Source organism: Rhodanobacter soli (assembly GCF_039523495.1).
GTDB lineage: Bacteria > Pseudomonadota > Gammaproteobacteria > Xanthomonadales > Rhodanobacteraceae > Rhodanobacter > Rhodanobacter soli.
In genome coordinates this window covers 2,586,279-2,609,458 of the sequence record NZ_BAAAFK010000001.1, presented here as the reverse complement: position 1 = coordinate 2,609,458, position 23,180 = coordinate 2,586,279, and the positions used below count along the sequence as shown (strand labels likewise).

Genomic DNA, 23,180 nt, shown 5'->3' with positions numbered 1-23,180 from the left:
TCGGCACGGCTACGCTGGTGGAATACCTATGGGTGGAGGATCTGGGCATCGACCACCTGTTCGGCGTCACGCCGGCCCGGTGGTCAGGCCCGTGGCCCGGACGCATGGCGGAGCCTGTCGCGGTGGCATTCGTGTTGCTCGGTGGCCTGGGCCTGCTGCTGCCTGTCCGGCGCTGGTTGTACCTGCGCGAGGGGTTTGCCGTGGGCCTGCTGGCGATCGCGATGAGCGGTCTGGCCTCGTACGGCATTGAGCTGGCCGGCAGCAACGGCATGCCGTTCGGTCGGGTGCCGCTCCACACCACGCTGCTCTTGCTGCTGGCGACCCTGGGCTGGCTGTCCGCCACACCTACCCTCGGACTGACTCGGGTGGCCACGGCAGATACGCTGGGTGGCGCGCTGGCGCGCCACTTACTGCTGCCGGCGTTGCTGCTGCCGGTGGTCTTTGCGTTCGTGTTCGAGCTGCTGCAGTCCTGGCTGGGTCTGCCCGAAACGCTGGCGTTCGTGTTCATGGCCCTGTTCAGCGGCGGCGCGGTGGCAGGACTGGTGTGGTGGGTGGCGAACCTGTTCGATACGCTGGAACGCCAGCGTCGCGAGAGCGTATTGCTGCGCTACGACGCCGGCACCGACATCCTGACCGGGCTGGCCAACCGGCGCGCGTTCGGCGAGGCGCTGGCCGGCTTGCTGCACGGCCAGCGCGAGCACGACAGGATGTTCTCGCTGCTGATGCTCGACCTGGACCGGTTCAAGGCCTACAACGACGAGTTCGGCCACCTCGCCGGCGACCAGGTATTGCGCGTCACCGGCCATCTGCTCGGCGCCGCGCTGCGTCCGTCGGACACGGCCGCACGCTACGGCGGCGAGGAGTTTGCCCTGCTGTTGCCGGATACCGACGAGACAGGTGCCAGCGAGGTGGCGGCACGCATCCTCGATGCGTTTCGCGGCTATGCGTGGCCGCAGTGCGCAGTCACGATCAGCATCGGCGTGGCGCAGTCCGCCCGCGGCGACGACGCCGAGAATCTGATCCAGCGCGCCGACGCCGCGCTGTATGACGCCAAGCACGCAGGGCGCGACAGGGTGGTGACGGCAACAGCGGTTGCGTCGCCGGAGGCGGCCCCGCGGTCGGGAACCTGACGCGCGACTCTTAAGACCCACATAAGCCTTCCCGGTTGCAATGCCATCCAAGGCAATCATGCCGAAACCGGAGGCACATCATGAAACGCATCGTCATCGCACCCCTGTTCCTCGTCGCCGCGGCGCTGTCGGCGTCCGCCTTCGCCGCACCGCAATGCACCAGTGCACCGCGTGCGCAGTGGCTGACCGAAGCGGCGATGAAACAGAAAGTCCTCGACCAGGGCTACACCATCAAGGTGTTCCAGGTCACCGGCAACTGCTACGAGATCTACGGCAAGGACAAGGCCGGCAACAAGGTGGAGATCTACTTCGACCCCACCGACGGCCACATCGTCAAGAAGAAGGGCGGCTGATCAACCACTGACGCGAGGACAAGCCCATGAATGCCATGGTCAAGGTGTGGGATCCGCTGGTACGCGTATTTCACTGGTCGCTGGCGGGCTTGTTCCTCGCCAATTTCTTCACCGAAGACGGCGAGCTGGTCCACCGCGGGATCGGCTACGCCGTGCTGGCCCTGCTCGCCGTGCGTTTCGTGTGGGGCTGGGTCGGCACGCGGCACGCGCGCTTCGGCGACTGGGTGCCCGGCCCGCGCCGCGTGCGCGATTACCTGCGCGCACGCCTGGCCGGCCGTTCGCAGCGGCAACTGGGACACAACCCGGGCGCGGCGGTGATGATCCTGGCCCTGCTCGCCGGCGTGCTGCTGGTGGGAGTCACCGGTTGGCTGCAGACGACGGACGCGTTCTTTGGTGCCGGCTGGCTGGAGGATCTGCACGAAGCGCTGGCCTATGGCGTGCTGGCCCTGGTCGGTGTGCACGTGCTGGCGGCGGTGGGCGAAAGCGTCCATTACGGCGAGAACCTGATCGCCTCGATGATTCACGGCCGCAAGCGCGCGCTGGAGCACGACGATGCCGGTGACGGAAACCTGCGATGAATTGCCTCAGGTCAAATTGGCGCGCGCTCCGCTGACTAGAATCCGGCCATGCGTATCCTGTTAGCCGAGGACGACCGGGCACTGGGGCAGGCGCTGGCCGACGGCCTGCGCCAGCTCGGCTATGCGGTGGACTGGATCACCGACGGCAGCCAGGCCGCCGCCGCGCTGGCCGACACCACCTACGCCGCCGCGGTGCTGGACTGGAATCTGCCGCGCAGCAGCGGGCCGGTGATCATCGCCGGCATGCGCCGGCGCCGGGACGCCACGCCGGTGTTGCTGCTGACCGCCCGCGACGAGCTCTCCGACCGGGTCGCCGGGCTGGATGCCGGCGCCGACGATTACGTGGTCAAGCCGGTGCATCTGGACGAACTCGCCGCCCGCCTGCGTGCGCTGTTGCGTCGGGCCGATGGCCAGATCGAGTCGGCGATCCGCGTGGGTGAGCTCGAAGTCACCCCGGCCGCGCGCGTCGCCACGTTGGAAGGCGCGGTACTGGACCTGACCGCGCGCGAATACCAACTGCTGGAAACCCTGGTACGCCACCCCGGCCGCGCCTATTCGCGCGACCAGCTGGAAGAAGCCTTGTACGGCTGGGATCAGGAGGTGGCCAGCAATGCGGTGGAGGTACACATCCACCACCTGCGCCACAAGCTGGGACCGGGCTGGATCCGCACCTTGCGCGGCATCGGCTACGCGATCAATGCGCCGGCCGGACAGGTCGCATCATGATCCGCCCTTCGCTCAACCGGCGGCTGGTGCTGCGCCTGGTGGCCGGCATCGTGCTGGTGTGGTGCGTCGCCGGCGGCTGGCTGGCCTGGCGCAGCCTGCACGAGGTCGACGAGATCTTCGACCAGATGCTGGTGCGCACCGCCGCCAGCGTGTTCGCGGTGATGCCCGACACGTCGGCACGGTTCGGCGCGGTACGCCTGCCGGACAGACAGGCGCTGGACTCCGACGCCACCGCGCATCGACCCGCCATCACCGTGCGCGATGCCCGCGGCCAGCTGCTGATCGGCAGTACCGAACTGCCCGCGCTGAACTTCGGCCCGGCCGACGTGCACTTCCATTCGATCAGCCACGGGCAGCGACGCTGGCGGGTATTCCAGCGTTGGGATGCGCAGCGGCAGTACTGGATCCAGGTCGCGGCGCCGCTGGACGAACGCGACGAGCTGATGCGCAAACTGCTGGCGCCGGCGCTGCTGGCACTGCTGGCGCTGCTGGCGCTGGTGCCGCCGATGGTGTTCGCCGGCTTGCGCAGCGGGCTGAAACCGCTGCGCAAGCTGACCCGCAGCCTGTCCGCCGGAACCAGCCCGATGACGGCCTCGCTCACCGACGAACGCGTGCCGGTCGAGCTGGCGCCGTTCACCAAGGCGATCGATCAGCTGGTCGATCGCCTCAAGCTCAGTCTGGAGCATGAGCGCCGCTTCACCGCGGACGCCGCCCACGAGCTGCGCCATCCGCTGGCGGCGCTGCGGCTGGAACTGGACCTCGCCGGTTGCAGCGACGACGCGGCCACTCGAGCGCTGCACCTGCAGCGCGCACAGGATGCGCTCGACCGCATGCAGCGGCTGGTGACCCAGCTGCTGATGCTGGCGCGGGTCGAGAAGCTGACCGAACTGGACGATGCCGGCCCGTTGCGCCTGGCGAGCGTGGCCGAAGCCGCTCTGCGCGACGCCAGCGAGCGCGCGGCGGCGCGCTCGATCGAGCTGTCGCTGGACCACGAGGGCAACGACTTCGTGCTGGGCAGTCGCGGCATGCTCGGCATCCTGGTGCAGAACCTGCTGGACAATGCCTTGCGCCACGTGCCCGAGCATGGCCAAGTCAACGTGCGCGTCGGCGGCCATGCCGACCGGGTCACCCTCGATATGGATGACGACGGTGCCGGCTTCGCGTCCACCGATGCCGCGCGGTTGGGCGAACGCTTCCACCGCCCCGAAGGCAGCGTGGGTGAGGGCAGCGGCCTGGGCCTGTCGATCGCGCAGGCGATCGCCAGCCTGCATCATGGTGAACTGGCGTTCGGCCGTTCCGCATTGGGCGGCGCGCGGGTCAGCCTGAGCCTTCCGCGCGTCGCGACCCTCGCGCCGCATGCACCCGACTACGTCTGAGCGGCCGGAGCCGCCTTGCGGCGTACTGCGTCGGTCGGGTTGAGTCGTGGCCAGGGAGGTGGACCCGTTGCGCGACTGGCGCGACCGCTGCCACCGTGTGCGGCACGTCGGCGTGCGCGGCCGTCTCAGTGCGCCGCTGCGCCGCGCAGGCTGCCGCGGGCCGTGTGGCGTAGCAGTTCCAGCCACGCAATGGCAGCGGTCAGCATGCCGGCGGCGGCGAGCAGTGGGGCCGTGCCCGGCACGGCCAGCCCCATCACGCCGCGAAGGAACGGCACGCTGACCACGGCCGCCAGCATCAGCGCCACGCCGCCGAACATCCGTGGCAGCCAAGGGTTTTTCTCTGGAGTGCGGGCCAGTGCGGGGTGGGACAGGTCGCGGTTGGCCAGGGTCAGCAGGAACAGGCCGAGCACCAAGGCGATGAACACCGCGCCGCGGCTTTGTGCAGCGTCGACGTTCTGGCCGAGCAGCAGGCCGTAACCGAATAGCAGGATGCCGGCGAAGCCGAGTCCCTGGATCACCGCGTAGCGCAGGTTGGCAACGGCGAACGGGGAGTCCGACGGTGCGCGCGGCGGCCGCCGCATGATGTCGTCGGCAGCAGGCTCCGCTTCGTACACCACCGAGCAGGCCGGGTCGATCAGCAGTTCCAGCAGCACGATGTGCACCGGCATCAGCAGCACCGGCCAGTGCAGCAGGGTCGGCACCAGTGCCAGCGCGATGATCGGCATGTGCACGGCGAACACGAAGCGGGTGGCCTTGGTGATGTTGTCGTAGATGCGCCGGCCCTGGCGGATCGCGCTGACGATGCTGGCGAAGCTGTCGTCCAGCAGCACCAGCGCGGCCGCCTCGCGCGCCACGTCGGTGCCACGCTCGCCCATCGCGATGCCGACGTCGGCGGCCTTCAGCGCGGGTGCGTCGTTGACGCCGTCGCCGGTCATCGCCACCACCTCGCCGTTGTCGCGCAGCAGTTGCACCAAGCGCAGCTTCTGCTCGGGCTTGAGCCGCGCGCACAAGTCGAAGTGGCGCAGGCGCTCGTGCAGCGCAGCGTCGTCCAGGGTCGCCATTTCCGCGCCGGTGATCACCTCGGCACGCTCGCTCAGGCCGACCTGACGAGCGATCGCGCGTGCGGTGGCCGGGTGGTCGCCGGTCATCATGATGATGCGCACGCCGGCGGTGCGGCATTCGGCGATGGCCGCAGGTACCTCCGGGCGCGGCGGATCGACGAAGCCGACCAGGCCGAGGAAGCGGAAATCGAAGTCGTGCTGGCTGCGCGGCCGCGCCGCGCCATGCCACTCGCCGCGGGCCACGCCGAGCACGCGCAGGCCGCGTTCGGCCATGGCCTCTACCTGGCGCAGGATGGCCGCAGCGTCGGCGGCGGGCAGATGGCACAGGTCGATCACTGCCTCAGGTGCGCCCTTGGTGGCCAGCAGGTGCTGCGCGCGCGCATCGCCGCGGAACACGCGAGTCATGGCCAGGATGTCCGGCGACAGGCCGTACTCGAACTCGGGCGACCATGCGGCGTGCACATGTTCGGTGTCAGTGAGCCAGTGCAATCCGAACTGCTGGATCGCCTTCTCCATCGGGTCGAACGGATCCAGTGGCGTTGCCAGCATGGCGAACTCGACCAGCTCGTGGAACGGTTCGGGCAGCTCGGTCGCATCCTCGTCGTGCGAGCTGTCGTCGACCAGGCGCAGCTCGGCGACCTGCATGCGGTTCTGCGTCAGCGTGCCGGTCTTGTCGACCGCCAGCACCGAGATCGCGCCGAGCGCCTCCACCGCCGGCACGCGCCGGGTCAACACCTTGTGCCTGGAGATCCGCCACGCGCCCAGCGCGAGGAACACGGTGAGGATCACCGGAATTTCTTCTGGCAGGATTGCCATGGTCAGCGCGATGCCGGCCAGTACGCTCTGCAGCAGGCCGTGCCCGTCCCACAGCCAGCCGAGCAGTGCATACGCCGTGGCCAGCAGCAGTCCGCCGGTGGCGAGGTTGCGGATCAGCCGGCGCGAGGCCTGCTGCAATTTGGATACCGGTTCGACGGTGGACGAGAGCGCCTGGCCGATCCGGCCGACGGCGGTGAATTCGGCGACCGCGTGGACCTCGGCGGTACCGACGCCCTTGGTCACCACCGTGCTGGCGAACAGCTCGCCGGCGTCGTTGCCCGGCAGCTTGGTGACCGGCACCGCCTCGCCGGTCAGCAGCGACTCGTTGACATCCAGGTGGCCGTCCAGCAGGTGCGCATCGGCGGCGACGCGATCGCCTTCATGCAACACCAGCAGGTCGCCGACCACCACCTCGCGCCCGGGTACGCGGATTTCCTGGCCGCCGCGGATCACCAGCGCGCGCGGGGCGGACAGCTCGCGCAACGATTCCAGCGCACGCTGGGTCTTGCGTTCCTGCATCAGCGTGATGCCGATGACCACGAACACGGCTGACAGCAGGAACGCCGCTTCGGCGCGGTCGCCCAGTGCCAGGTACAGGCCGCCGGCGACCAGCAGCATCAGGAACATCGGCTCGGTGAGCACGCCGCGGACGATCGCGAACAGGCTCTTGGGCGTGCTGCCCGGCAGCAGGTTCGGGCCATGTTCGGCCAGTCGGCGCGCGGCCTCGGCCGGATCAAGCCCGGGGCGGCTGGCCGGTTGCGGTGGCCTTGCTTCGCTCATGCATCAGTCCGGCTGCCACTCGCGCCGAGCATGTCGCTCAACGGCAAACCAGCACCGGCACGTCGCCGTTGAGGATCACCTTGTGCGTCTCGCTGCCCAGCAGCAGCCGGTCGAAGCCGCGCCAGCCGTGCGAGGCCATCACGATCAGGTCGCACTGGTGCTTGCGGGCAGCGTCGACGATGGCGGAGTAGGGTCGCGCATCGACCTCGGAGCTGCTTTCGCAAGAGACGCCGGCGGCCTCCGCACGCCGACGCACGTCGGCCAGGTAGCGTTCGGCGTTGGCATTGGCTTCCTGGGTGTATGCGGGCTCGTTGGCCTGGACGAACTCGGCGAAATAGGTGGAGGCAGGGAACGGTGCGATCACATGGAACGCGTACACGCGGGATCCCAGCTTGGCGGCCAGCTCGATGCCGGTGTCGACCGCGCGCAGGGACAGTTCGGAACCGTCGGTGGGCAGCAGGATGTGCTTGAACATGGTGAACTCCTCACTTTCTTCTCGATAATCAGCGGCAGGTATAGCCGCCATCGATGACCAGCTCGCTGCCAGTCACGAACTTCGACTCGTCGGAGGCGAGATAGACCACGCCCCACGCGATGTCGTCCGGGTCGCCCATGTGACCCAGCGGATGCAGCGCTCCGACTTCGCGGCGGTGCTGTTCAGGGTCACCGCCCATGGACGCGATGTGCTGCTCCACCATTGGCGTCCAGATGAAGCCGGGATGGATCGAGTTGACCCGGATGCGATCGGCCGCGTACAGCAGTGCATCGGTCTTGCTCATCAGGCGAACCGCACCCTTGGATGCGTGGTACGGCGGCACGTCGGGCGCGCCGACCAGGCCGTAGATCGACGACACGTTGATGATGCTGCCACCACCGGCCGCGCGCAGCGGCGCAATCGCGTGCTTGGTGCAGAAGAACACGCCTTTCACGTTGACGGCCTGCACCCGATCCCATTCGGCCTCGGTGAGTTCATGGGTCGGCTTGTTCGGCCCGGCGATGCCGGCGTTGTTGACGAGGACGTCCAGACGTCCGAATGTGGCCACGGTGGCGGCGATCGCTGCCGCCACGTCGGCTTCCACCGCGACGTCAGCGTGGAAGTAGCGTGCGTCGTCGCCGAACTCCGCGGCCAGCTGCTGTCCCGGCTCGTCGTGCAGGTCGGCGATGGCCACCCGCGCGCCGGCTTCGCGCATGCGGCGCACGCAGGCGGCGCCGATACCCACGGCACCGCCGGTCACCAATGCCACTTTGCCGCTCAGTCTGCCCATGCCACGCCTCCTCGGGGGATTGACGCAGAGCATGTACGTGCCGGTATGCCCGGGTATTGATCGGGGTCAAGTGGAGGTCATGCCGACGCGTCGATGTCGCCGCAGCGAATCATTTCAGCTGGGTGCAGGTGGCGGCCTGGGCGGAGTTGGCAGGGGCGCCGCGGATACGGCCGGCGTTGGAGACCACGACGACGAGCGCATCGCTCGCGCTGGACGGCTGGCAGAACAGCAGGGTGATGTTGCTGCCACTGGCGCTGCCGTCGGGATGGAAACGCACGACGTGCCGGCCGCCGCTGCTGTAGATGGCCACTTTTCCCGCGTAGCCCTGGCCGACGTGCAGCGGACCATCGTCGGGCTGGTCATCGTGATTGCTGTCGCGACCGAGCAGCCAGCCGCTTTCCCATCGTGTCGAGTCATTGCAGCTGCTGCCATCCCGGGTAGGGCAGAACAGCGTGCGCCTGCCGCCCGTGACGGCAGCCGCGCGGGCATGTTGCAGGGCTGCGATGAAATCGGTCTGGGCGACCCGCAGTTCGTTGCGACTCAACAACTGCCGCAGGGGCGGGGCGGCGATGCCCATGAGTACCGCAATGATGGCGAGCACCATGATCTGCTCGATCAGGGTCATGCCATGCTGCCGGCGCAATGGCCCGGGATTCCTTGAAACCGTCACGGTGTCGCTTCCTGCGTGGTCCGGAAGGTTCATGCTAGGGCGTTGCCGTCGCCCGGCCAGCAGTCCGACCGCCACCCGGATGTCGGTTCCTGCTGACGCGTCCTGTCAGCAGGGGCGATTTAAAATGACCTGTCGCACCCACATCTGTAGCCGATGACTGACCGCTTCCAACTCGTCGCCCCCTACCAGCCCGCCGGCGACCAGCCGCAGGCGATCGAACGCCTGGCCGAGGGGTTCGAGGCCGGCCTGGCCACGCAGACCCTGCTCGGCGTGACCGGCTCGGGCAAGACTTACACCATCGCCAACGTGATCGAGCGCATCCAGCGCCCGACCATCGTGATGGCGCCGAACAAGACGCTGGCCGCGCAGCTGTATGGCGAATTCAAGGAGTTCTTCCCGCACAACGCGGTGGAATACTTCGTCAGCTACTACGACTACTACCAGCCGGAAGCCTACGTGGTGGCGTCGGACACCTTCATCGAGAAGGACGCCTCGATCAACGAGCACATCGAGCAGATGCGGTTGTCGGCGACCAAGGCGCTGCTGTCGCGCCGCGACTCGATCATCGTGGCCACGGTGTCGGCGATCTACGGCCTGGGCAATCCGGAGGACTACCTTTCACTGCGGCTGATCCTGGCCAAGGGCGAGCGGATCGACCAGCGCAAGCTGATCCACCAGCTGACCGAGCTGCAATACACCCGCAACGAGATGGAGCTGCGCCGCGGCACCTACCGCGTGCGCGGCGAGATCATCGACGTGTTCCCGGCCGAGTCGGAGACCGAGGCGTTGCGCATCGAGCTGTTCGACGGCGAGGTGGAGAACATGGCGCTGTTCGACCCGCTCACCGGCGAGACGATCCGCAAGGTGCAGCGCTATACGGTCTACCCGCGCACGCACTACGCCAGCACGCGCGAGAGCGTGCTGAACGCGGTCGAGACGATCAAGGTCGAGCTGAAGGAACGGCTGGAGCTGCTGTATCGCGAGAACAAGCTGGTCGAGGCGCAGCGGCTGGACCAGCGCACCCGCTTCGACCTGGAGATGATGGCCGAGGTGGGCTACTGCCAGGGCATCGAGAACTACTCGCGCCACCTGACCCGGCGCGCGCCGGGCGAGCCGCCGCCCACGCTGTTCGACTATCTGCCGGCCGATGGGCTGCTGGTGGTCGACGAGTCGCACGTCACCGTGCCGCAGCTCGGCGCGATGTACAAGGGCGACCGCTCGCGCAAGGAAACCCTGGTCGAGTTCGGTTTCCGCCTGCCCTCGGCGATGGACAACCGGCCGCTGCGCTTCGAGGAGTGGGAGGAGCGCGTGCCGCGTGCGATCTACGTCTCGGCCACACCGCGCGCGTACGAGCTGGACAAGTCCGGCGACGCGGTGACCGAACTGGTGGTGCGCCCGACCGGCCTGGTCGACCCGGAAGTGGAGGTGCGCCCGGTACGCACCCAAGTCGACGACCTGCTCAGCGAGGTGCACAAGCGTGTGGCGATCGGCGACCGCGTGCTGGTCACCACGCTGACCAAGCGCATGGCCGAGAACCTCACCGAATACCTCGCCGAGCACGACGTGAAGGTGCGTTACCTGCACTCGGACATCGAGACGGTCGAGCGCAGCGAGATCATCCGCGACCTGCGCCTGGGCGAGTTCGACGTGCTGGTCGGCATCAACCTGCTACGCGAGGGTCTGGACATGCCCGAGGTATCGCTGGTGGCGATCCTCGACGCGGACAAGGAAGGTTTCCTGCGTTCCACCGGCTCGCTGATCCAGACCATCGGCCGCGCCGCCCGCAACGTGCGCGGCAAGGCGATCCTGTACGGGGACAACGTCACCCGCTCGATGCAGGCAGCGATGGACGAGACTGCCCGCCGCCGCGAAAAGCAGGTCGCGTGGAATCTGCAGCAGGGCATCACCCCGACCACCATCGTGCGGCGTATCGCCGACATCATGGAGGGTGCGCGCAGCGAGGCCGGCAATCGCCGCGGCGGCAAGTCGTCCGCGCGCGGCCGCGTCGCCGTGGCCGAACAGGCCGCCGACTACGCCGCGCTCAGCGCGCCGCAGGTCGCAGGCATGCTGAAGAAGCTGGAAGCCCAGATGTACAGGCACGCACAGAACCTGGAATTCGAGGACGCCGCCCGGTTGCGCGACCAGATCCACCAGCTGCGCGAGCAGGCCCTGCGCTGAGCCGGCAACCCGTTCGCTGGCGGGATATTGTCGAGCGCCGGCAGCTCCCGTATACTGCGCGGCTCGCGTAGCTGGTATGCGCGATACGGGCGGTTAGCTCAGCGGTAGAGCACTACCTTGACATGGTAGGGGTCACAAGTTCGATCCTTGTACCGCCCACCACCTTATGACGGTGGCGCCGGCATTCTTGCCATCGCGGCCGTACGCAGCAAACCTGAAAAGCCGCCCCTCGTGGGCGGCTTTTTTGTGGGCCGACGCCGTCATTTCCGGCAGGCCAGGTTGTGAAATCGTCTACTGTCGCCGCAGCAATCGTCCAGGCAGTTATCCCGCCTCACCGATGCATTCTTGTCGTGCGGCAGCAGCAGTTGCGGCTTTCCCAGCGGTTACGCATGATTCTGTCCTCGGCCGCGCCGGCAAATTGAAATTCAGCTTGCAGACAGGCGTCGGCCGCTGTACGTTAATAAATGGATCAGTCTGGTTGAGGATTCAAGCGGAGCGGGGGCAAAGCGCTTCGTTGCATTAGAGTCGGGGGCTTCCATCTTTCACAGAGACTGCGCTGGCAACAGGCAGTATTTCGGTGACGGCAGGTCGGATGGAGGGCAGCAGACACTTCGCCGCCAGGAAGTCGTGTGTGTTCGTCAGGTCGTGGGGATGAACCTGATGGCGGAGTGGTTAAAGGAATCCGGGCAGGGCAAGTGTGGATGCCCTGCATGCCTGTCCAGCACATGGAATGAAGGGGGACGATCACGCTCGCGAACGCACCCATCTGGCGACCATGGAGTTGATCCGTGGCGCGCGAGCCGCCTGGCATACGCCGGGCTTGGCTGGGCCAGATCGCACCGATCGCGGCATTCAAGAACACGCATATCGGTCAATGCCTGACCGGACCAACTGAGTGTTGCCGGAGATTTCGCAGGTTCACGCGAGTCGTGACATGCGGTAGCCCCGGCGAAGCCGGCGTCGCTACAGGCATCGACAGCAGATCGACGGCAATCCGGCGCCGCAGGTGACTGCGCCGCCCTGACACCGCTACACCGACGCCCCGCTTTCCCGCGGCAAGCCAGCTTCACGCCGCGCCGAATTGATCGCTCCATTCAACATCGGAAGAGCATTTACTGGGAGACATCGCATGGCCAAGCAAAGCAGTCAGAAATTCATCGCACGCAACCGTGCACCACGCGTGCAGATCGAATACGACGTCGAGGTTTATGGCGCACAGAAAAAGGTCCAGGTGCCTTTCGTGATGGGCGTGATGTCGGACCTCTCCGGCGCCAATGCCGGTGAGCTGCCGTCGGTTGAGGAGCGCAAGGCGCTCGAGATCGACGCCGACAATTTCGACAGCCGCCTGCAGTCGATGAAGCCCAGGGTCACCTTCGCGGTGCCGAACACCCTGACGGGTGAGGGCAATCTCGCCGTGGACATCACGTTTGAAAGCATGGACGACTTTTCGCCGACTGCGGTCGCCAGAAAGGTGGGGGCGGTGGCCAAGCTGCTCGAGGCACGTACCCAGCTCGCCAATCTCGACACCTACATGGACGGCAAGGCCGGCGCCGAGAACCTGATCGCGCAGGCGCTGAAGGATCCGGCACTGTTGCAGTCCCTGGTATCGGCGCCCAAGCCGGCCGACAACAACAAAGACGGGGAGTAAGCGAGCATGGCAACCGAAAAACTCGCCGAACAGGGCGGTGCCGTACAGACTCTGGATGCCGGCGATTTCGCCGCACTGCTGAACAAGGAATTCAAGCCCAAGAGCGACCGTGCAAAGGAAGAGGTGGAATCGGCGGTCCGCACACTGGCCGAGCAGGTGCTGAGCAAGTCCGACATCGTTTCCGACGACGTCGCGCAGACCATCAACGCCTACATCGCTGAGATCGATCGCAAGCTCAGTGAGCAGATCAACCTGATCATGCACCACGCCGACTTCCAGAAGCTGGAAAGCGCATGGCGCGGCCTGCATCACCTGGTCAACAACACCGAGACGGATCAGCAGCTGAAGATCCGCGTGATGAACATCTCCAAGAAGGAGCTAGCCAAGACCCTGAAGCGCTACAAGGGCACGGCCTGGGACCAGAGCCCGATCTTCAAGAAGCTGTACGAAGAGGAATACGGTCAGCTGGGCGGCGAGCCCTATGGCTGCCTGGTCGGCGACTACTACTTCGATCACAGCCCGCCCGATGTCGAGCTGCTTACCGGCATCGCGCAGGTCGCGGCGGCCGCGCATGCACCGTTCATTTCAGCGGCGGGCTCCACCCTGATGGGCATGGACAGCTGGAACGAGCTGGCCAATCCGCGCGACCTAGCCAAGGTGTTCTCCACGCCGGATTACGCCGCCTGGCGTTCGCTGCGCGAATCGGACGATGCCAAGTACATCGGCCTGACCATGCCGCGCACGCTGGCCCGACTGCCTTACGGGGCAGCGACGGATCCGGTGGAGGAGTTCAACTTCGAGGAAGACACCGCCGGTGCGGATTCGTCTAAGTACACCTGGCAGAACGCCGCTTACGCGATGGCGGTGAACATCAACCGCTCGTTCAAGATGTACGGCTGGTGCTCACGGATTCGCGGCATCGAGTCCGGTGGTGCGGTGGAAGGCCTGCCGGCGCACACCTTCCCCACCGACGATGGCGGCGTGGACATGAAGTGCCCCACCGAGATCGCGATCACCGACCGGCGCTCGGCCGAGCTGGACAAGATGGGCATGATGCCGCTGGTGCATCGCAAGAACTCGGACATGGCGGCCTTCATCAGCGCGCAGTCGCTGGCCAAGCCGGAGGAGTACGACGATCCGGATGCCACCGCCAACGCGGCGCTCGGTGCGCGCCTGCCGTACATGTTTGCGTGCTGCCGTTTCGCGCATTACCTGAAGTGCATCGTGCGCGACAAGATCGGTTCGTTCAAGGACCGTGATGCGATGGAGCGCTGGCTGGCGTCGTGGATCAATCAGTACGTCGACGGCGACCCGGCCAACTCCAGCGAGGAGACCAAGGCACGCAAGCCGCTGTCCGCGGCGGAAGTGGTGGTGGAAGAGGTGGAAGGAGCACCGGGGTATTACACGTCGAAATTTTTCCTCAAGCCGCATTATCAGCTGGAGGGTTTGACCGTTTCCTTGAGGCTCGTGTCTCGTTTGCCGTCGGCTGCCAAGAGCTGACCCGGTCTGACGGATGCTCTTGGTTTCAAAGTAGGTTGCAACACCCGTTATTGCCTGGCAGGTCCGCGAGACATGCGGGCCGTCCGGCTCAACTGATCCCAACAGACAAGGAGAATTCTCATGGCATTAGACATGCACCTGAAACTGGAAGGCGGCAGCGTCACCTTCACTGGCGAGTCCAAGCATGAAAAGCACAAGGATCAGATCCAGCTTCTGGCCTGGTCATGGGGCCTGTCGCAGAGCGGTTCGTTCGGCCACGGCACCGGCGGCGGCGCGGGCAAGGCCAATGTGCAGGACATCAGCTTCACCAAGTACATCGACAAGAGCTCCACGGCCTTCATCAAGGCACTCGTGACCGGTGCGCATATCACCACCGTCACCCTGTTCATTTCGAAGGCCGGCGGCAAGCAGGAAGACTACTTCACCATCAAGCTCACCAGCGCGATGGTCACGAGCTATTCCACGGGCGGCTCCGGCGGCGAAGACATGCTCACCGAGAACGTGTCGCTCAGCTTCGCGAAATTCGACATCGAATACTTCAAGCAGGACGACAAGGGTGCCGTGGCTTCGGCGGGCACCGTTGGCTACAGCGTCGAGGAAGTCAAGGCCAGCTGATCCGGCCCTTCGCCGTATCCGATTGAGGCCTGGTTTTCAGGGGATCTCTGCGCAGGTGGATTCTGCGTCGAACATCACGCACGGGTTCGACCCGGCGTGACGTTGCGTGTCTGACTGCTTGTCCAGAGGTCGCCTCCAGGTATTCCCGTACGGGGCATGTCGACGACATGACCCATGGCTGGCCCCCGAGAGATGAAATGACACCCGAGAGCAAACTCAAAGAAGGCCGACCAGACGAGGCGCTGCAGCTGCTTGCAGCTGAAGTGCGCAGCAACCCGGCGGATGCCAAGCGTCGGGTTTTTTTGTTCCAGTTGCTGGCTCTGCTTGGACAGTGGGAGCGGGCACAGAACCAGTTGAACGTCAGCGGCGAACTGGAGCCTCTCAATGCCATGCTGGTCGGTGCCTATACCGAGGCGTTGAAAGGTGAGCAGGTACGCGCCGACGTCTTTGCGGGGAAGCGCCTGCCGGTGGTCATCGGCGAACCGGAGCAATGGTTGGCGCTGCTGCTGCAGGCGCTCAAGCTGACCGCGGAGGGGCGCCACGAGCAGGCCGCCGATCTGCGCGGGCAGGCCTTCGAGCAGGCTCCCGCCGTGAGTGGAAGCATCGACGGCACGCCGTTCGGATGGATCGCGGATGCCGACCCCCGGCTGGGTCCGTGTCTGGAAATCGTCGTCAACGGCGGCTACTCCTGGGTACCGTTCTCACGTCTGCGGGAACTGAAATTCGAGGCGCCGACCGATCTGCGCGACAAGATCTGGGTGCCCGCGGAAGTGACGTGGACCAACGGCGGCAAGGCGATCGGGTTCATTCCCGGGCGCTACCCCGGCTCCGAGCGGGCCGACGACAACGACCTCGTACTGGCGCGCAAGACGGAATGGGTCGACGCCGGGGCGGATCTTCAGGTGGGCCTTGGCCAACGGATGCTGGCGACCGACGCGGACGACTACGCGTTGCTCGATACCCGGCTGATCACCTTCGACACCCACTGACCGGAGCGTGAGCGTGCCATGGCTGAATTGACCACCCAGGAAAGACTTCAGCCTTCGCTGCTCGATCGACTCACCGACGACGAGCCGGGCAAGCTCGAGGAGAGTCGCGAGAAGCGCGTGATCTCGGCGACGCGTCTGCGCGACTGTGTCACGCGCGACATTTCGTGGCTGTTGAATTGCGTGAATCTGAGCGTGGACGCCGATCTGGGCGATTACCCGGAAGTCTCCTGCTCGGTACTCAATTTCGGCATTCCCGACCTCACCGGGGTGGCCTTGTCGGGTATCAATTCGGACATCCTGCAGCGACAGGTCAGGGATGCCATTCTCGCCTTTGAGCCGCGACTTACCGCCAATACGCTGCGGGTCACGGCAATCGCGAAATCCGCGCGGATGGATCGGCAGGCGCTGATGTTCAACATCGAGTCGGAAATGTGGGCCCAGCCGATTCCGCTGAATCTCTATCTGAAGACCGAGGTCGACCTGGATACCGGCAGTTTCAAGGTTTCGGAGGGCTTCGGCTGATCATCCATGGACCCACGCCTGCTGCGCTATTACAACCGGGAGCTGCAACACGTCCGCGAGATGGGCGGCGAGTTCGCGCGCGAGTACCCGAAGATTGCCGGGCGACTCGGGCTGGAAGGCTTCGAGTGTGCCGATCCCTACGTGGAGCGGCTGCTGGAAGGGTTCGCCTTCCTCGCGGCCCGCGTGCAGCTCAAGCTGGATGCGCAGTTCCCGGTGTTTACCCAGCACCTGCTGGAGATGATCTACCCCCATTACCTCGCGCCGGTGCCTTCGATGGCGGTGGTGCAGATGCAGCCGGACCTGAAGGAAAGCGGTCTGCTGGCCGGTCACGTCGTGGAGCGCCATACGGCATTGCGCAGCCTGATCGGCAAGGACGACCGCACGGCCTGCGAATACCGCACGGCCCACGACGTCACGCTGTGGCCGCTGGAGCTCATCGACGCGAAGTACCTGGAGACACCCGCTGCGATAGCGGCCGCAGGCGTGACCTTGCCGGCGGGCAAGTCGGTGCGTGCTGGCCTGCGGTTGAAGTTCCGGGTGACCGCCGGCGCGCAGGCGAACATGCTGGCGCTGGACGACCTCCCCGTGTTCATTGCCGGTGCGGACGAGCTTCCCAAGCGCCTGTACGAGCAACTGCTGGGCAACGCCACCGGTTTCATCGTGCGCACGCAAGGTGCCAGCGGCGAGATCAGCCGGCATTTCGATGCTTCGAGCATCCGTCGCAAGGGCTTCGAGGAGAACGAGGCGCTGATTCCTTATAGCGGACGTTCGTTCAGCGGCTACCGGCTGCTGCAGGAATACTTCGCCTGCCCCGAGCGCTTCCTGTTTGCCGAATTCAGTGGCCTGAAATCCGTGCTGGCACGTTCAAAGGGCAACGAGTTCGAGATCGTGGTGCTGTTCGACCGCAGCGTGGCCAGCCTGCACAACGCAGTCGACGTGAACAATTTTCGGCTGTTCTGCACGCCGGCGATCAACCTGTTTCCGCGCCGTGCCGACCGCATCCACCTGCAGCAGGGCAAGACGGAATACCACATCCTCGCCGACCGCACCCGGCCGATGGATTTCGAGGTGCACAGCATCGGCAGCGTCGAGGGCTTCGGCGACAAGCAGGAACCGGAACAGCGCTTCCTGCCGTTCTACGGCTGTGACGAGCGTACCTGGCACAGCCAGCATTCGGCCTACTACACGATTCGCCGCGAGCCGCGCCTGATCTCGTCGCGGCAGAAGCGGCAAGGCGCGCGCTCCAGCTATATCGGCAACGAGATGTTCATCTCCCTGGTCGACTCCAGTGAGGCGCCTTACTCCACCCAGCTGCGCCAGATCGGCATGATGCTGATGTGCACCAATCGCGACCTGCCGCTGCAGATGCCGGTGGGCAAGTCGAAAACCGATTTCACCCTGGAAACCGGCGCACCGGTGGAGTCGATCCGCTGCGTCGCCGGGCCGACCAAGCCGCGTGCGTCGGTGGCCACCGGCGAGACTGCGTGGCGGCTGCTCAGTCACCTGCAGCTGAACTACGTGTCGCTGCTGGAAAACAACGCGGGCGAAGGCGCCGCGGCGTTGCGCGAGATGCTGACCTTGTACTGCGACGAGTTCGACTCCAGCGCGTTGCGCCAGGTCGAAGGCGTCAAGGCGGTCAGTTCGCAGCCCATCGTGCGGCGCGTCCCGGTACCCGGCCCAATCACCTTCGGCCGCGGCCTGGAAATCACCCTGACCTGCGACGACGGCGCATTCGAAGGCACCGGCGCCTTCCTGCTTGGCGCGGTGATGCAGCAGTTCTTTGCGCGTTACGTATCCATCAACTCCTTCACCGAAACCGTTCTGCGCACGCTGGAACGCAACGAGGTTGCCCGATGGCCCGCCAGGCTGGGAACACGGCAGACGCTGTAGCGCTGGAGATCGCGCTGCGCGACCACCCCGAGGCCTTCGAGTTCTTCGAAGCGGCCCGTCGGCTGGAGTGCGCGTATTCCGAACGTCCGCGGCTGGGCCATTCGGCCAAGGCCGCGGACGATTTCGTGCGGCTGTGCCAGACGCCGTCGCTGGCGTTCGCCCCGAAAACGGTCGACCGCTACCAGCCCGGCGGTGCCGGCAAGCCGGCGCGCCTGCATGGCCTGTTCTTCGGCCTGTTCGGCCCGAATGCGCCGCTGCCGCTGCACCTTACCGAGTACGCGATGGATCGCGAACTGAACGCGAAGGACACCACCTTCACCGCGTTCGCGAATATCTTTCATCATCGCATGATGAGCCTGTTCTACCGGGCCTGGGCCGACTCGCAGCCGACCGTGGAGCTGGACCGCCCAGCCGAGGACCATTTCCGCCTGTACATGGGCGCGCTGGTGGGTCTGGCCACGCCGGGCCTCGACGGCCGCGATGCGCTGCCCGACCAGTTCAAGCGTTTCTTTGCCGGCCGCCTGCTGCAGCAGACCCGCAATGCCGAGGGATTGCGCGGGCTGCTCGAACGATTCTTCCGCATTCCGGTGGGCATCGTCGAATTCGTGGCCGAGTGGATGCGGCTGCCGTCATCCGCCCATCTGCGGCTCGGTGGATCGGGCGAGGTGGCGGCACTGGGGCTTACGGCGGTTGCCGGCGAGTACGTCTGGGGCAGCCAGCAGCGTTTCCGCCTGCGGCTGGGGCCGCTGAGCCGGGCCGAGTTCAACAATTTCCTGCCCGGTGGCGAAGCGCTCAAGCAGCTGGTCGCCGCCGTCAAGACCTATGTGGGCGAGGAGAAGGCCTGGGACGTGCAACTGGTGCTGAAAAAATCCGATGTACCCACGACCCGCCTGGGCCAGAGCGGCCGCATGGGTCTGAGCACATGGATGGGCCAGCCGCAGCGCGACGGCGATGCCGACGACGTGGTGCTGAAGCCGGCCGGTTAGGAGTGCGGCAGCGGGGCGGGCGACCCCGGGCTCTGGAATGACTTTGCAACAAAAGACAGCTGGATCGACAACTACTGCATAAGGATTGAAGACCATGGCCGAGATCAGTCGCGGCGCCCTGTTTGGAAAGCTCAACAAGCTGGCTTTCCGGGGCATCGAAAGCGCTACCGTATTCTGTAAGCTGCGCGGCAATCCGTACGTGGAGCTGGTCCACTGGATCCACCAGATCTTGCAGCTGCAGGACTCCGACCTGCATCGCATCGTCAAGCAGTTCAACCTGAACCCGTCGAACCTGGCGCGCGACATCACCGATGCGCTGGACCGGCTGCCGCGCGGTTCCTCGTCGATCTCCGATCTTTCCAGCGACGTCGAGGAAGCGGTCGAGCGCGGCTGGGTGTTCGCCACCCTGATGTTCGGCGAGGGGCAAGTGCGCACCGGCTACCTGCTCGTCGGCTGCATGCGTACGCGCAACCTGCGCAATGCGTTGCTGCACATCTCGGCCGAATTCGACAAGATCAAGCCCGAGGCGCTGCTGGAGAAATTCGCCGAGGTCGTCGCCGGTTCGCCGGAAGACGGGCAGCATGCGAACGACGGTTTCCGCATGGGCGGCGGCAGCGTGCCGGGCGAGGCCAGCGGCGCGATGTCGCCGGCGCAGATGGGCAAGCAGGAGGCGCTGGCGCAGTTCACCATCGACCTCACCGAGCAGGCGCGCAGCGGCAAGATGGACCCGATCGTCGGTCGCGACGACGAGATCCGCCAGCTGGTCGACATCCTCATGCGCCGGCGCCAGAACAACCCGATGCTGGTCGGCGAAGCCGGCGTGGGCAAGACCGCGGTGATCGAGGGCTTCGCCATGCGCATCGCCATCGGCGACGTGCCGCCGCCGCTGAAGGACGTGCAACTGCGCGTGCTCGACGTGGGCCTGCTGCAGGCCGGCGCCAGCATGAAGGGCGAATTCGAGAACCGCCTGAAGCAGGTGATCGAGGAGGTGCAGTCGTCGACCCGGCCAATCATCCTGTTCATCGACGAGGCGCACACCTTGGTCGGTGCCGGCGGCGCGGCCGGCACCGGCGACGCGGCGAACCTGCTCAAGCCGGCGCTGGCGCGCGGCAACCTGCGCACCATCGGCGCCACCACCTGGGCCGAATACAAGAAACACATCGAGAAAGATCCGGCGCTGACCCGCCGCTTCCAGACCGTGCAGATCGACGAACCCAGCGAGGAAAAGGCGATCCTGATGATGCGCGGCGTCGCCAGCGTGATGGAGAAGCACCACAAGGTGCAGATCCTCGACGAGGCGCTGGAGGCCGCGGTCAAGCTGTCGCACCGCTACATCCCCGCGCGGCAGCTGCCGGACAAGGCGGTGAGCCTGCTCGACACAGCCTGTGCCCGCGTGGCGATCAGCCAGCATGCGGTGCCCGCGGAAGTGGATGACACCCGCAAGCGCATCCAGGCGCTGGAAACCGAACTGGGCATCATCGGCCGCGAGAAGAACGTCGGCGTCGAGGTGGCGGCACGCGAGGAAGCGGCCAGCGAAAAGCTGGCGACGCAGAAGGCCCGGTTGGAAACGCTGGAGGCGAACTGGATCATCGAGAAGGAGCTGGTCGAGAAGATTCTCGACATCCGTTCCAGGTTGCGCGGCACCAGCGCGCCGGTCGAAGGGACCGGCAGCTCGCTGGAGGAGTCGGCCAACAAGGAAGCGGCGGCGGAAGGCGTGGCCGCGCTCGAAGGAGCCGAACGTGCCGCGGCGCTGGAAGAGCTGAAGGGGTTGCAGGCGCAGCTGGCCGAGCTGCAGGGCGAGCACCCGCTGATCCTGGCGTCGGTGGACCAGCAGGCGGTGGGTTCGGTGGTCTCGGACTGGACCGGCATCCCGGTCGGGCGCATGGTCAAGAGTGAGGTCGAGACCGTGATGAACCTGGCCGCGCTGATGGGCCAGCGCGTCATCGGCCAGGACCACGCGATGGAAATGATCGCCAAGCGCATCCAGACCTCGCGCGCCGGCCTGGTCGATCCGAACAAGCCGATCGGCGTGTTCATGCTCGCCGGCACCTCCGGTGTGGGCAAGACGGAGACCGCGCTGGCACTGGCCGAGGCGTTGTACGGCGGCGAGCAGAACATCATCACCATCAACATGAGCGAGTTCCAGGAGGCGCATACCGTCTCCACCCTGAAGGGCGCGCCTCCCGGCTACATCGGTTATGGCGAAGGCGGCGTGCTCACCGAAGCGGTGCGCCGCAAGCCGTACTCCGTGGTGCTGCTGGACGAAGTGGAGAAGGCCCATCCGGACGTCCACGAGATCTTCTTCCAGGTGTTCGACAAGGGCGTGATGGAAGACGGCGAAGGCCGCTCGATCGACTTCAAGAATTGCCTGATCCTGCTGACCACCAATGCCGGCACCGACATGATCGCCGGCCTGTGCAAGGACCCGGACCTGATGCCCGATCACGAGGGCATGGCCAAGGCACTGCGCGAACCGCTGCTGAAGATCTTCCCGCCGGCGTTGCTGGGCCGGCTGGTGACGATCCCGTACTACCCGCTCAGTCCGGAGATGCTTGGCAAGATCGTCAAGCTGCAACTGAATCGCATCAAGAAGCGCGTCGAGGCCCGCTACAAGATCCCGTTCGAATACGACGAGAACGTGGTGAAGCTGGTCGTCGAGCGCTGCACCGAGACCGAATCGGGCGGGCGCATGATCGACGCGATCCTCACCAACTCGATGCTGCCGGACATCTCGCGCGCGTTCCTCACCAAGATGATGGAGGGCGAGGCGGTTGCGCGGGTGCAGGTGCAGGTGAAGGATGGCGATTTCAGCTATGCGTTTGGCTGAGGCGGATGGGGAATGATCCGAATCCCTTTCCGTTGTGCGGCACCTTTCGGCTCACGTTGAGGGCTATGTCGAAGAAGATTCTTGTCCACGAATTCTGCTGATACCAAGGAGCAATCATGCCCAGCCCCACTATGAGTGAAGCAGACGTCATGTCTGCCTTTGCGCAAGACTGTGTCGACATTTACCGGGACTGGCAGCGTGAGGCGCCGGCACGTCGGCGATCAGCTATTCAAGATGCCATTCGAACTGTGACCAGAAGTACGGCTCTGCCCGATTTCGCTTTCTTCTTCAAGAAAATGGACGCTCACATGAACGGCCATTTTGACGCGCAGAATTGGCGACTCGACATCAACAGCCTCAAATCTGACGTTCATGGTTTGACGCAGGCCGATTTCGTCAGTTTTTGTAGTGTGCTCTACCACGAGGCACGGCATGGCGAGCAATGGTATCGCTGCGCTCAGGGTGTGCTCGCTGGCGAACTTACCAATCCCTGGCTTGACGGTATTGATGTCAGGCCGGCGCACATTGCCTCAACGATGTACTTTCCTCTTCAGATAATTCAGCACGCGGAGGCACGGGGCCGTGTTAGCTGGAATAAATACAAGGTTGAACTGCCGGTCGGAACATGGTTCGACTCAGTATGGGGTGCCAACCGTGTCCATCGCGGGAATGTGCTCACTCACCTGCAGACGATGTATGTGCAGTACCGCGCATTACCGGAGGAAGTGGATGCTTGGAACACGCAGTTTGCCGTGGAAGCATTGATCAATCCCTTGCTTGCGGGGGTGGCACAGCATGTTGTCGAAGCTGCTGACCCCGTAAGCAGTCTGCGTGATCAACATGCGAAGGTAATCGGTGGTCCGAGTGGACTTGAGGCACAGTTGAAGCAAGTGAAGCTCAAGCATGTCGTGAGGCCCGAAAGCAGCGGAAAGGTAGGGGCTCTCGCGCAGGGTCATGTGGCGAAGATGGCCGATGCATCCAAGGCAGGTATTAGTGAGCAATCGGAGTCCACCGGATTCAGGGTCAGAGAGTTGGTGAAAACGCAGAACAACCTCATCAAGCAGTTGGCAAAGAGTCGTTGAACTTCAATCTGAGCTCTGGAAATAAGGGGCGTGAGACATGCCATCCAAACCATTAAGCATGGGCGAGTTCAAGGCCATGGGCGAGTTGGCGCGCGCACGCCAGCAACTGGTCGTCAATATGTTCGGCGGCACCAGGCTGAAGTTCGGTACCAGCAGCCAGCTGTCCACGGCCAAGCAGGTGCTGTCCA

Annotated in this window: 19 protein-coding genes and 1 tRNA gene; 16 read left to right on the top strand and 4 right to left on the bottom strand. The window is 65.3% G+C overall.

Going from position 1 to position 23,180, the window contains the following annotated elements; all coding sequences use genetic code 11:
• The 5 genes from ABD024_RS11915 to ABD024_RS11895 form a co-directional block, all read left to right on the top strand.
• Positions 1 to 1,130 (top strand): GGDEF domain-containing protein (locus ABD024_RS11915; protein WP_343852872.1); only part of this gene is annotated, 1,130 nt, incomplete at its 5' end.
• Positions 1,131 to 1,210: 80 nt separating this feature from the next.
• A complete protein-coding gene (locus ABD024_RS11910; RefSeq protein ID WP_343852870.1) occupies positions 1,211 to 1,483 on the top strand; it encodes a PepSY domain-containing protein in 273 nt (90 codons plus the stop codon).
• Positions 1,484 to 1,509: 26 nt separating this feature from the next.
• Positions 1,510 to 2,061 carry a cytochrome b/b6 domain-containing protein gene (locus ABD024_RS11905; RefSeq protein WP_343852868.1) on the top strand — a complete coding sequence of 184 codons (552 nt, stop codon included), beginning with the start codon at positions 1,510 to 1,512 and terminating at the stop codon, positions 2,059 to 2,061.
• A 48-nt stretch (positions 2,062 to 2,109) separates the two neighbouring features.
• Positions 2,110 to 2,787, top strand: a complete 678-nt coding sequence (locus ABD024_RS11900) for a winged helix-turn-helix domain-containing protein (RefSeq protein WP_343852866.1) — start codon at positions 2,110 to 2,112, stop codon at positions 2,785 to 2,787.
• Positions 2,784 to 4,163: an ATP-binding protein gene (locus ABD024_RS11895; protein WP_343852864.1), complete on the top strand. Its 1,380-nt coding sequence runs from the start codon at positions 2,784 to 2,786 to the stop codon at positions 4,161 to 4,163. The genes ABD024_RS11900 and ABD024_RS11895 overlap by 4 nt, the downstream gene beginning before the upstream one ends.
• Before the next feature lie 125 nt (positions 4,164 to 4,288).
• Here the strand turns inward: ABD024_RS11895 and ABD024_RS11890 are convergent, their stop codons facing one another.
• The 4 genes from ABD024_RS11890 to ABD024_RS11875 all read right to left on the bottom strand — a co-directional run bounded on the left by ABD024_RS11890 (position 4,289) and on the right by ABD024_RS11875 (position 8,788).
• A complete protein-coding gene (locus ABD024_RS11890; RefSeq protein ID WP_343852862.1) occupies positions 4,289 to 6,820 on the bottom strand; it encodes a cation-translocating P-type ATPase in 2,532 nt (843 codons plus the stop codon).
• Positions 6,821 to 6,857: 37 nt separating this feature from the next.
• The gene (locus ABD024_RS11885) at positions 6,858 to 7,295 is read right to left on the bottom strand and encodes a universal stress protein (RefSeq protein WP_343852860.1); all 438 of its coding nucleotides are present in this window, start codon (positions 7,293 to 7,295) and stop codon (positions 6,858 to 6,860) included.
• 28 nt (positions 7,296 to 7,323) lie between these two features.
• Entirely contained in the window at positions 7,324 to 8,085 is a 762-nt protein-coding gene (locus ABD024_RS11880; protein ID WP_343852858.1) for a glucose 1-dehydrogenase, read from the bottom strand.
• A gap of 109 nt (positions 8,086 to 8,194) precedes the next feature.
• Positions 8,195 to 8,788 carry a GspH/FimT family pseudopilin gene (locus ABD024_RS11875; protein WP_343854675.1) on the bottom strand — a complete coding sequence of 198 codons (594 nt, stop codon included), beginning with the start codon at positions 8,786 to 8,788 and terminating at the stop codon, positions 8,195 to 8,197.
• 120 nt (positions 8,789 to 8,908) lie between these two features.
• Here ABD024_RS11875 and uvrB point away from each other — a divergent pair, with 120 nt between their 5' ends.
• From uvrB to ABD024_RS11820, 11 genes are all read left to right on the top strand, one after another.
• Positions 8,909 to 10,933, top strand: coding sequence for an excinuclease ABC subunit UvrB (gene uvrB, locus ABD024_RS11870; RefSeq protein WP_343852856.1), 2,025 nt, complete (start codon positions 8,909 to 8,911; stop codon positions 10,931 to 10,933).
• A gap of 87 nt (positions 10,934 to 11,020) precedes the next feature.
• A tRNA-Val gene (locus ABD024_RS11865) sits at positions 11,021 to 11,095 on the top strand.
• Between the two features lie 967 nt (positions 11,096 to 12,062).
• Positions 12,063 to 12,581, top strand: coding sequence for a type VI secretion system contractile sheath small subunit (tssB, locus tag ABD024_RS11860; RefSeq protein WP_343852853.1), 519 nt, complete (start codon positions 12,063 to 12,065; stop codon positions 12,579 to 12,581).
• 6 nt (positions 12,582 to 12,587) lie between these two features.
• Entirely contained in the window at positions 12,588 to 14,081 is a 1,494-nt protein-coding gene (gene tssC / locus ABD024_RS11855) for a type VI secretion system contractile sheath large subunit (RefSeq protein WP_343852850.1), read from the top strand.
• Between the two features lie 120 nt (positions 14,082 to 14,201).
• A complete protein-coding gene (locus ABD024_RS11850) occupies positions 14,202 to 14,696 on the top strand; it encodes an Hcp family type VI secretion system effector (RefSeq protein WP_343852848.1) in 495 nt (164 codons plus the stop codon).
• 197 nt (positions 14,697 to 14,893) lie between these two features.
• The gene (locus tag ABD024_RS11845; protein WP_343852846.1) at positions 14,894 to 15,685 is read left to right on the top strand and encodes a type VI secretion system accessory protein TagJ; all 792 of its coding nucleotides are present in this window, start codon (positions 14,894 to 14,896) and stop codon (positions 15,683 to 15,685) included.
• Positions 15,686 to 15,703: 18 nt separating this feature from the next.
• Positions 15,704 to 16,207 (top strand): type VI secretion system baseplate subunit TssE, encoded by a 504-nt coding sequence (tssE, locus tag ABD024_RS11840; RefSeq protein WP_343852843.1) that lies wholly within the window; start codon positions 15,704 to 15,706, stop codon positions 16,205 to 16,207.
• A 6-nt stretch (positions 16,208 to 16,213) separates the two neighbouring features.
• Complete coding sequence (gene tssF, locus ABD024_RS11835; RefSeq protein WP_343852841.1) at positions 16,214 to 18,097, top strand: type VI secretion system baseplate subunit TssF; 1,884 nt, start codon at positions 16,214 to 16,216, stop codon at positions 18,095 to 18,097.
• Complete coding sequence (gene tssG, locus ABD024_RS11830; RefSeq protein WP_343852839.1) at positions 18,061 to 19,083, top strand: type VI secretion system baseplate subunit TssG; 1,023 nt, start codon at positions 18,061 to 18,063, stop codon at positions 19,081 to 19,083. Before tssF ends, tssG begins: the two co-directional genes overlap by 37 nt.
• Positions 19,084 to 19,177: 94 nt before the next feature.
• Positions 19,178 to 21,910 (top strand): type VI secretion system ATPase TssH, encoded by a 2,733-nt coding sequence (tssH, locus tag ABD024_RS11825; protein ID WP_343852837.1) that lies wholly within the window; start codon positions 19,178 to 19,180, stop codon positions 21,908 to 21,910.
• A 116-nt stretch (positions 21,911 to 22,026) separates the two neighbouring features.
• The gene (locus ABD024_RS11820) at positions 22,027 to 22,992 is read left to right on the top strand and encodes a hypothetical protein (RefSeq protein ID WP_343852835.1); all 966 of its coding nucleotides are present in this window, start codon (positions 22,027 to 22,029) and stop codon (positions 22,990 to 22,992) included.
• The last annotated feature ends 188 nt before the right edge of the window (positions 22,993 to 23,180 follow it).

Coding starts and splice junctions, on each gene's coding strand:
- ABD024_RS11910 (WP_343852870.1), top strand. CDS start 1,211: ATGAAACGCATCGTCATCGCACCCCTGTTCCTCGTCGCCGCGGCGCTG.
- ABD024_RS11905 (WP_343852868.1), top strand. CDS start 1,510: ATGAATGCCATGGTCAAGGTGTGGGATCCGCTGGTACGCGTATTTCAC.
- ABD024_RS11900 (WP_343852866.1), top strand. CDS start 2,110: ATGCGTATCCTGTTAGCCGAGGACGACCGGGCACTGGGGCAGGCGCTG.
- ABD024_RS11895 (WP_343852864.1), top strand. CDS start 2,784: ATGATCCGCCCTTCGCTCAACCGGCGGCTGGTGCTGCGCCTGGTGGCC.
- ABD024_RS11890 (WP_343852862.1), bottom strand. CDS start 6,820: ATGAGCGAAGCAAGGCCACCGCAACCGGCCAGCCGCCCCGGGCTTGAT.
- ABD024_RS11885 (WP_343852860.1), bottom strand. CDS start 7,295: ATGTTCAAGCACATCCTGCTGCCCACCGACGGTTCCGAACTGTCCCTG.
- ABD024_RS11880 (WP_343852858.1), bottom strand. CDS start 8,085: ATGGGCAGACTGAGCGGCAAAGTGGCATTGGTGACCGGCGGTGCCGTG.
- ABD024_RS11875 (WP_343854675.1), bottom strand. CDS start 8,788: ATGAACCTTCCGGACCACGCAGGAAGCGACACCGTGACGGTTTCAAGG.
- uvrB (WP_343852856.1), top strand. CDS start 8,909: ATGACTGACCGCTTCCAACTCGTCGCCCCCTACCAGCCCGCCGGCGAC.
- tssB (WP_343852853.1), top strand. CDS start 12,063: ATGGCCAAGCAAAGCAGTCAGAAATTCATCGCACGCAACCGTGCACCA.
- tssC (WP_343852850.1), top strand. CDS start 12,588: ATGGCAACCGAAAAACTCGCCGAACAGGGCGGTGCCGTACAGACTCTG.
- ABD024_RS11850 (WP_343852848.1), top strand. CDS start 14,202: ATGGCATTAGACATGCACCTGAAACTGGAAGGCGGCAGCGTCACCTTC.
- ABD024_RS11845 (WP_343852846.1), top strand. CDS start 14,894: ATGACACCCGAGAGCAAACTCAAAGAAGGCCGACCAGACGAGGCGCTG.
- tssE (WP_343852843.1), top strand. CDS start 15,704: ATGGCTGAATTGACCACCCAGGAAAGACTTCAGCCTTCGCTGCTCGAT.
- tssF (WP_343852841.1), top strand. CDS start 16,214: ATGGACCCACGCCTGCTGCGCTATTACAACCGGGAGCTGCAACACGTC.
- tssG (WP_343852839.1), top strand. CDS start 18,061: ATGGCCCGCCAGGCTGGGAACACGGCAGACGCTGTAGCGCTGGAGATC.
- tssH (WP_343852837.1), top strand. CDS start 19,178: ATGGCCGAGATCAGTCGCGGCGCCCTGTTTGGAAAGCTCAACAAGCTG.
- ABD024_RS11820 (WP_343852835.1), top strand. CDS start 22,027: ATGCCCAGCCCCACTATGAGTGAAGCAGACGTCATGTCTGCCTTTGCG.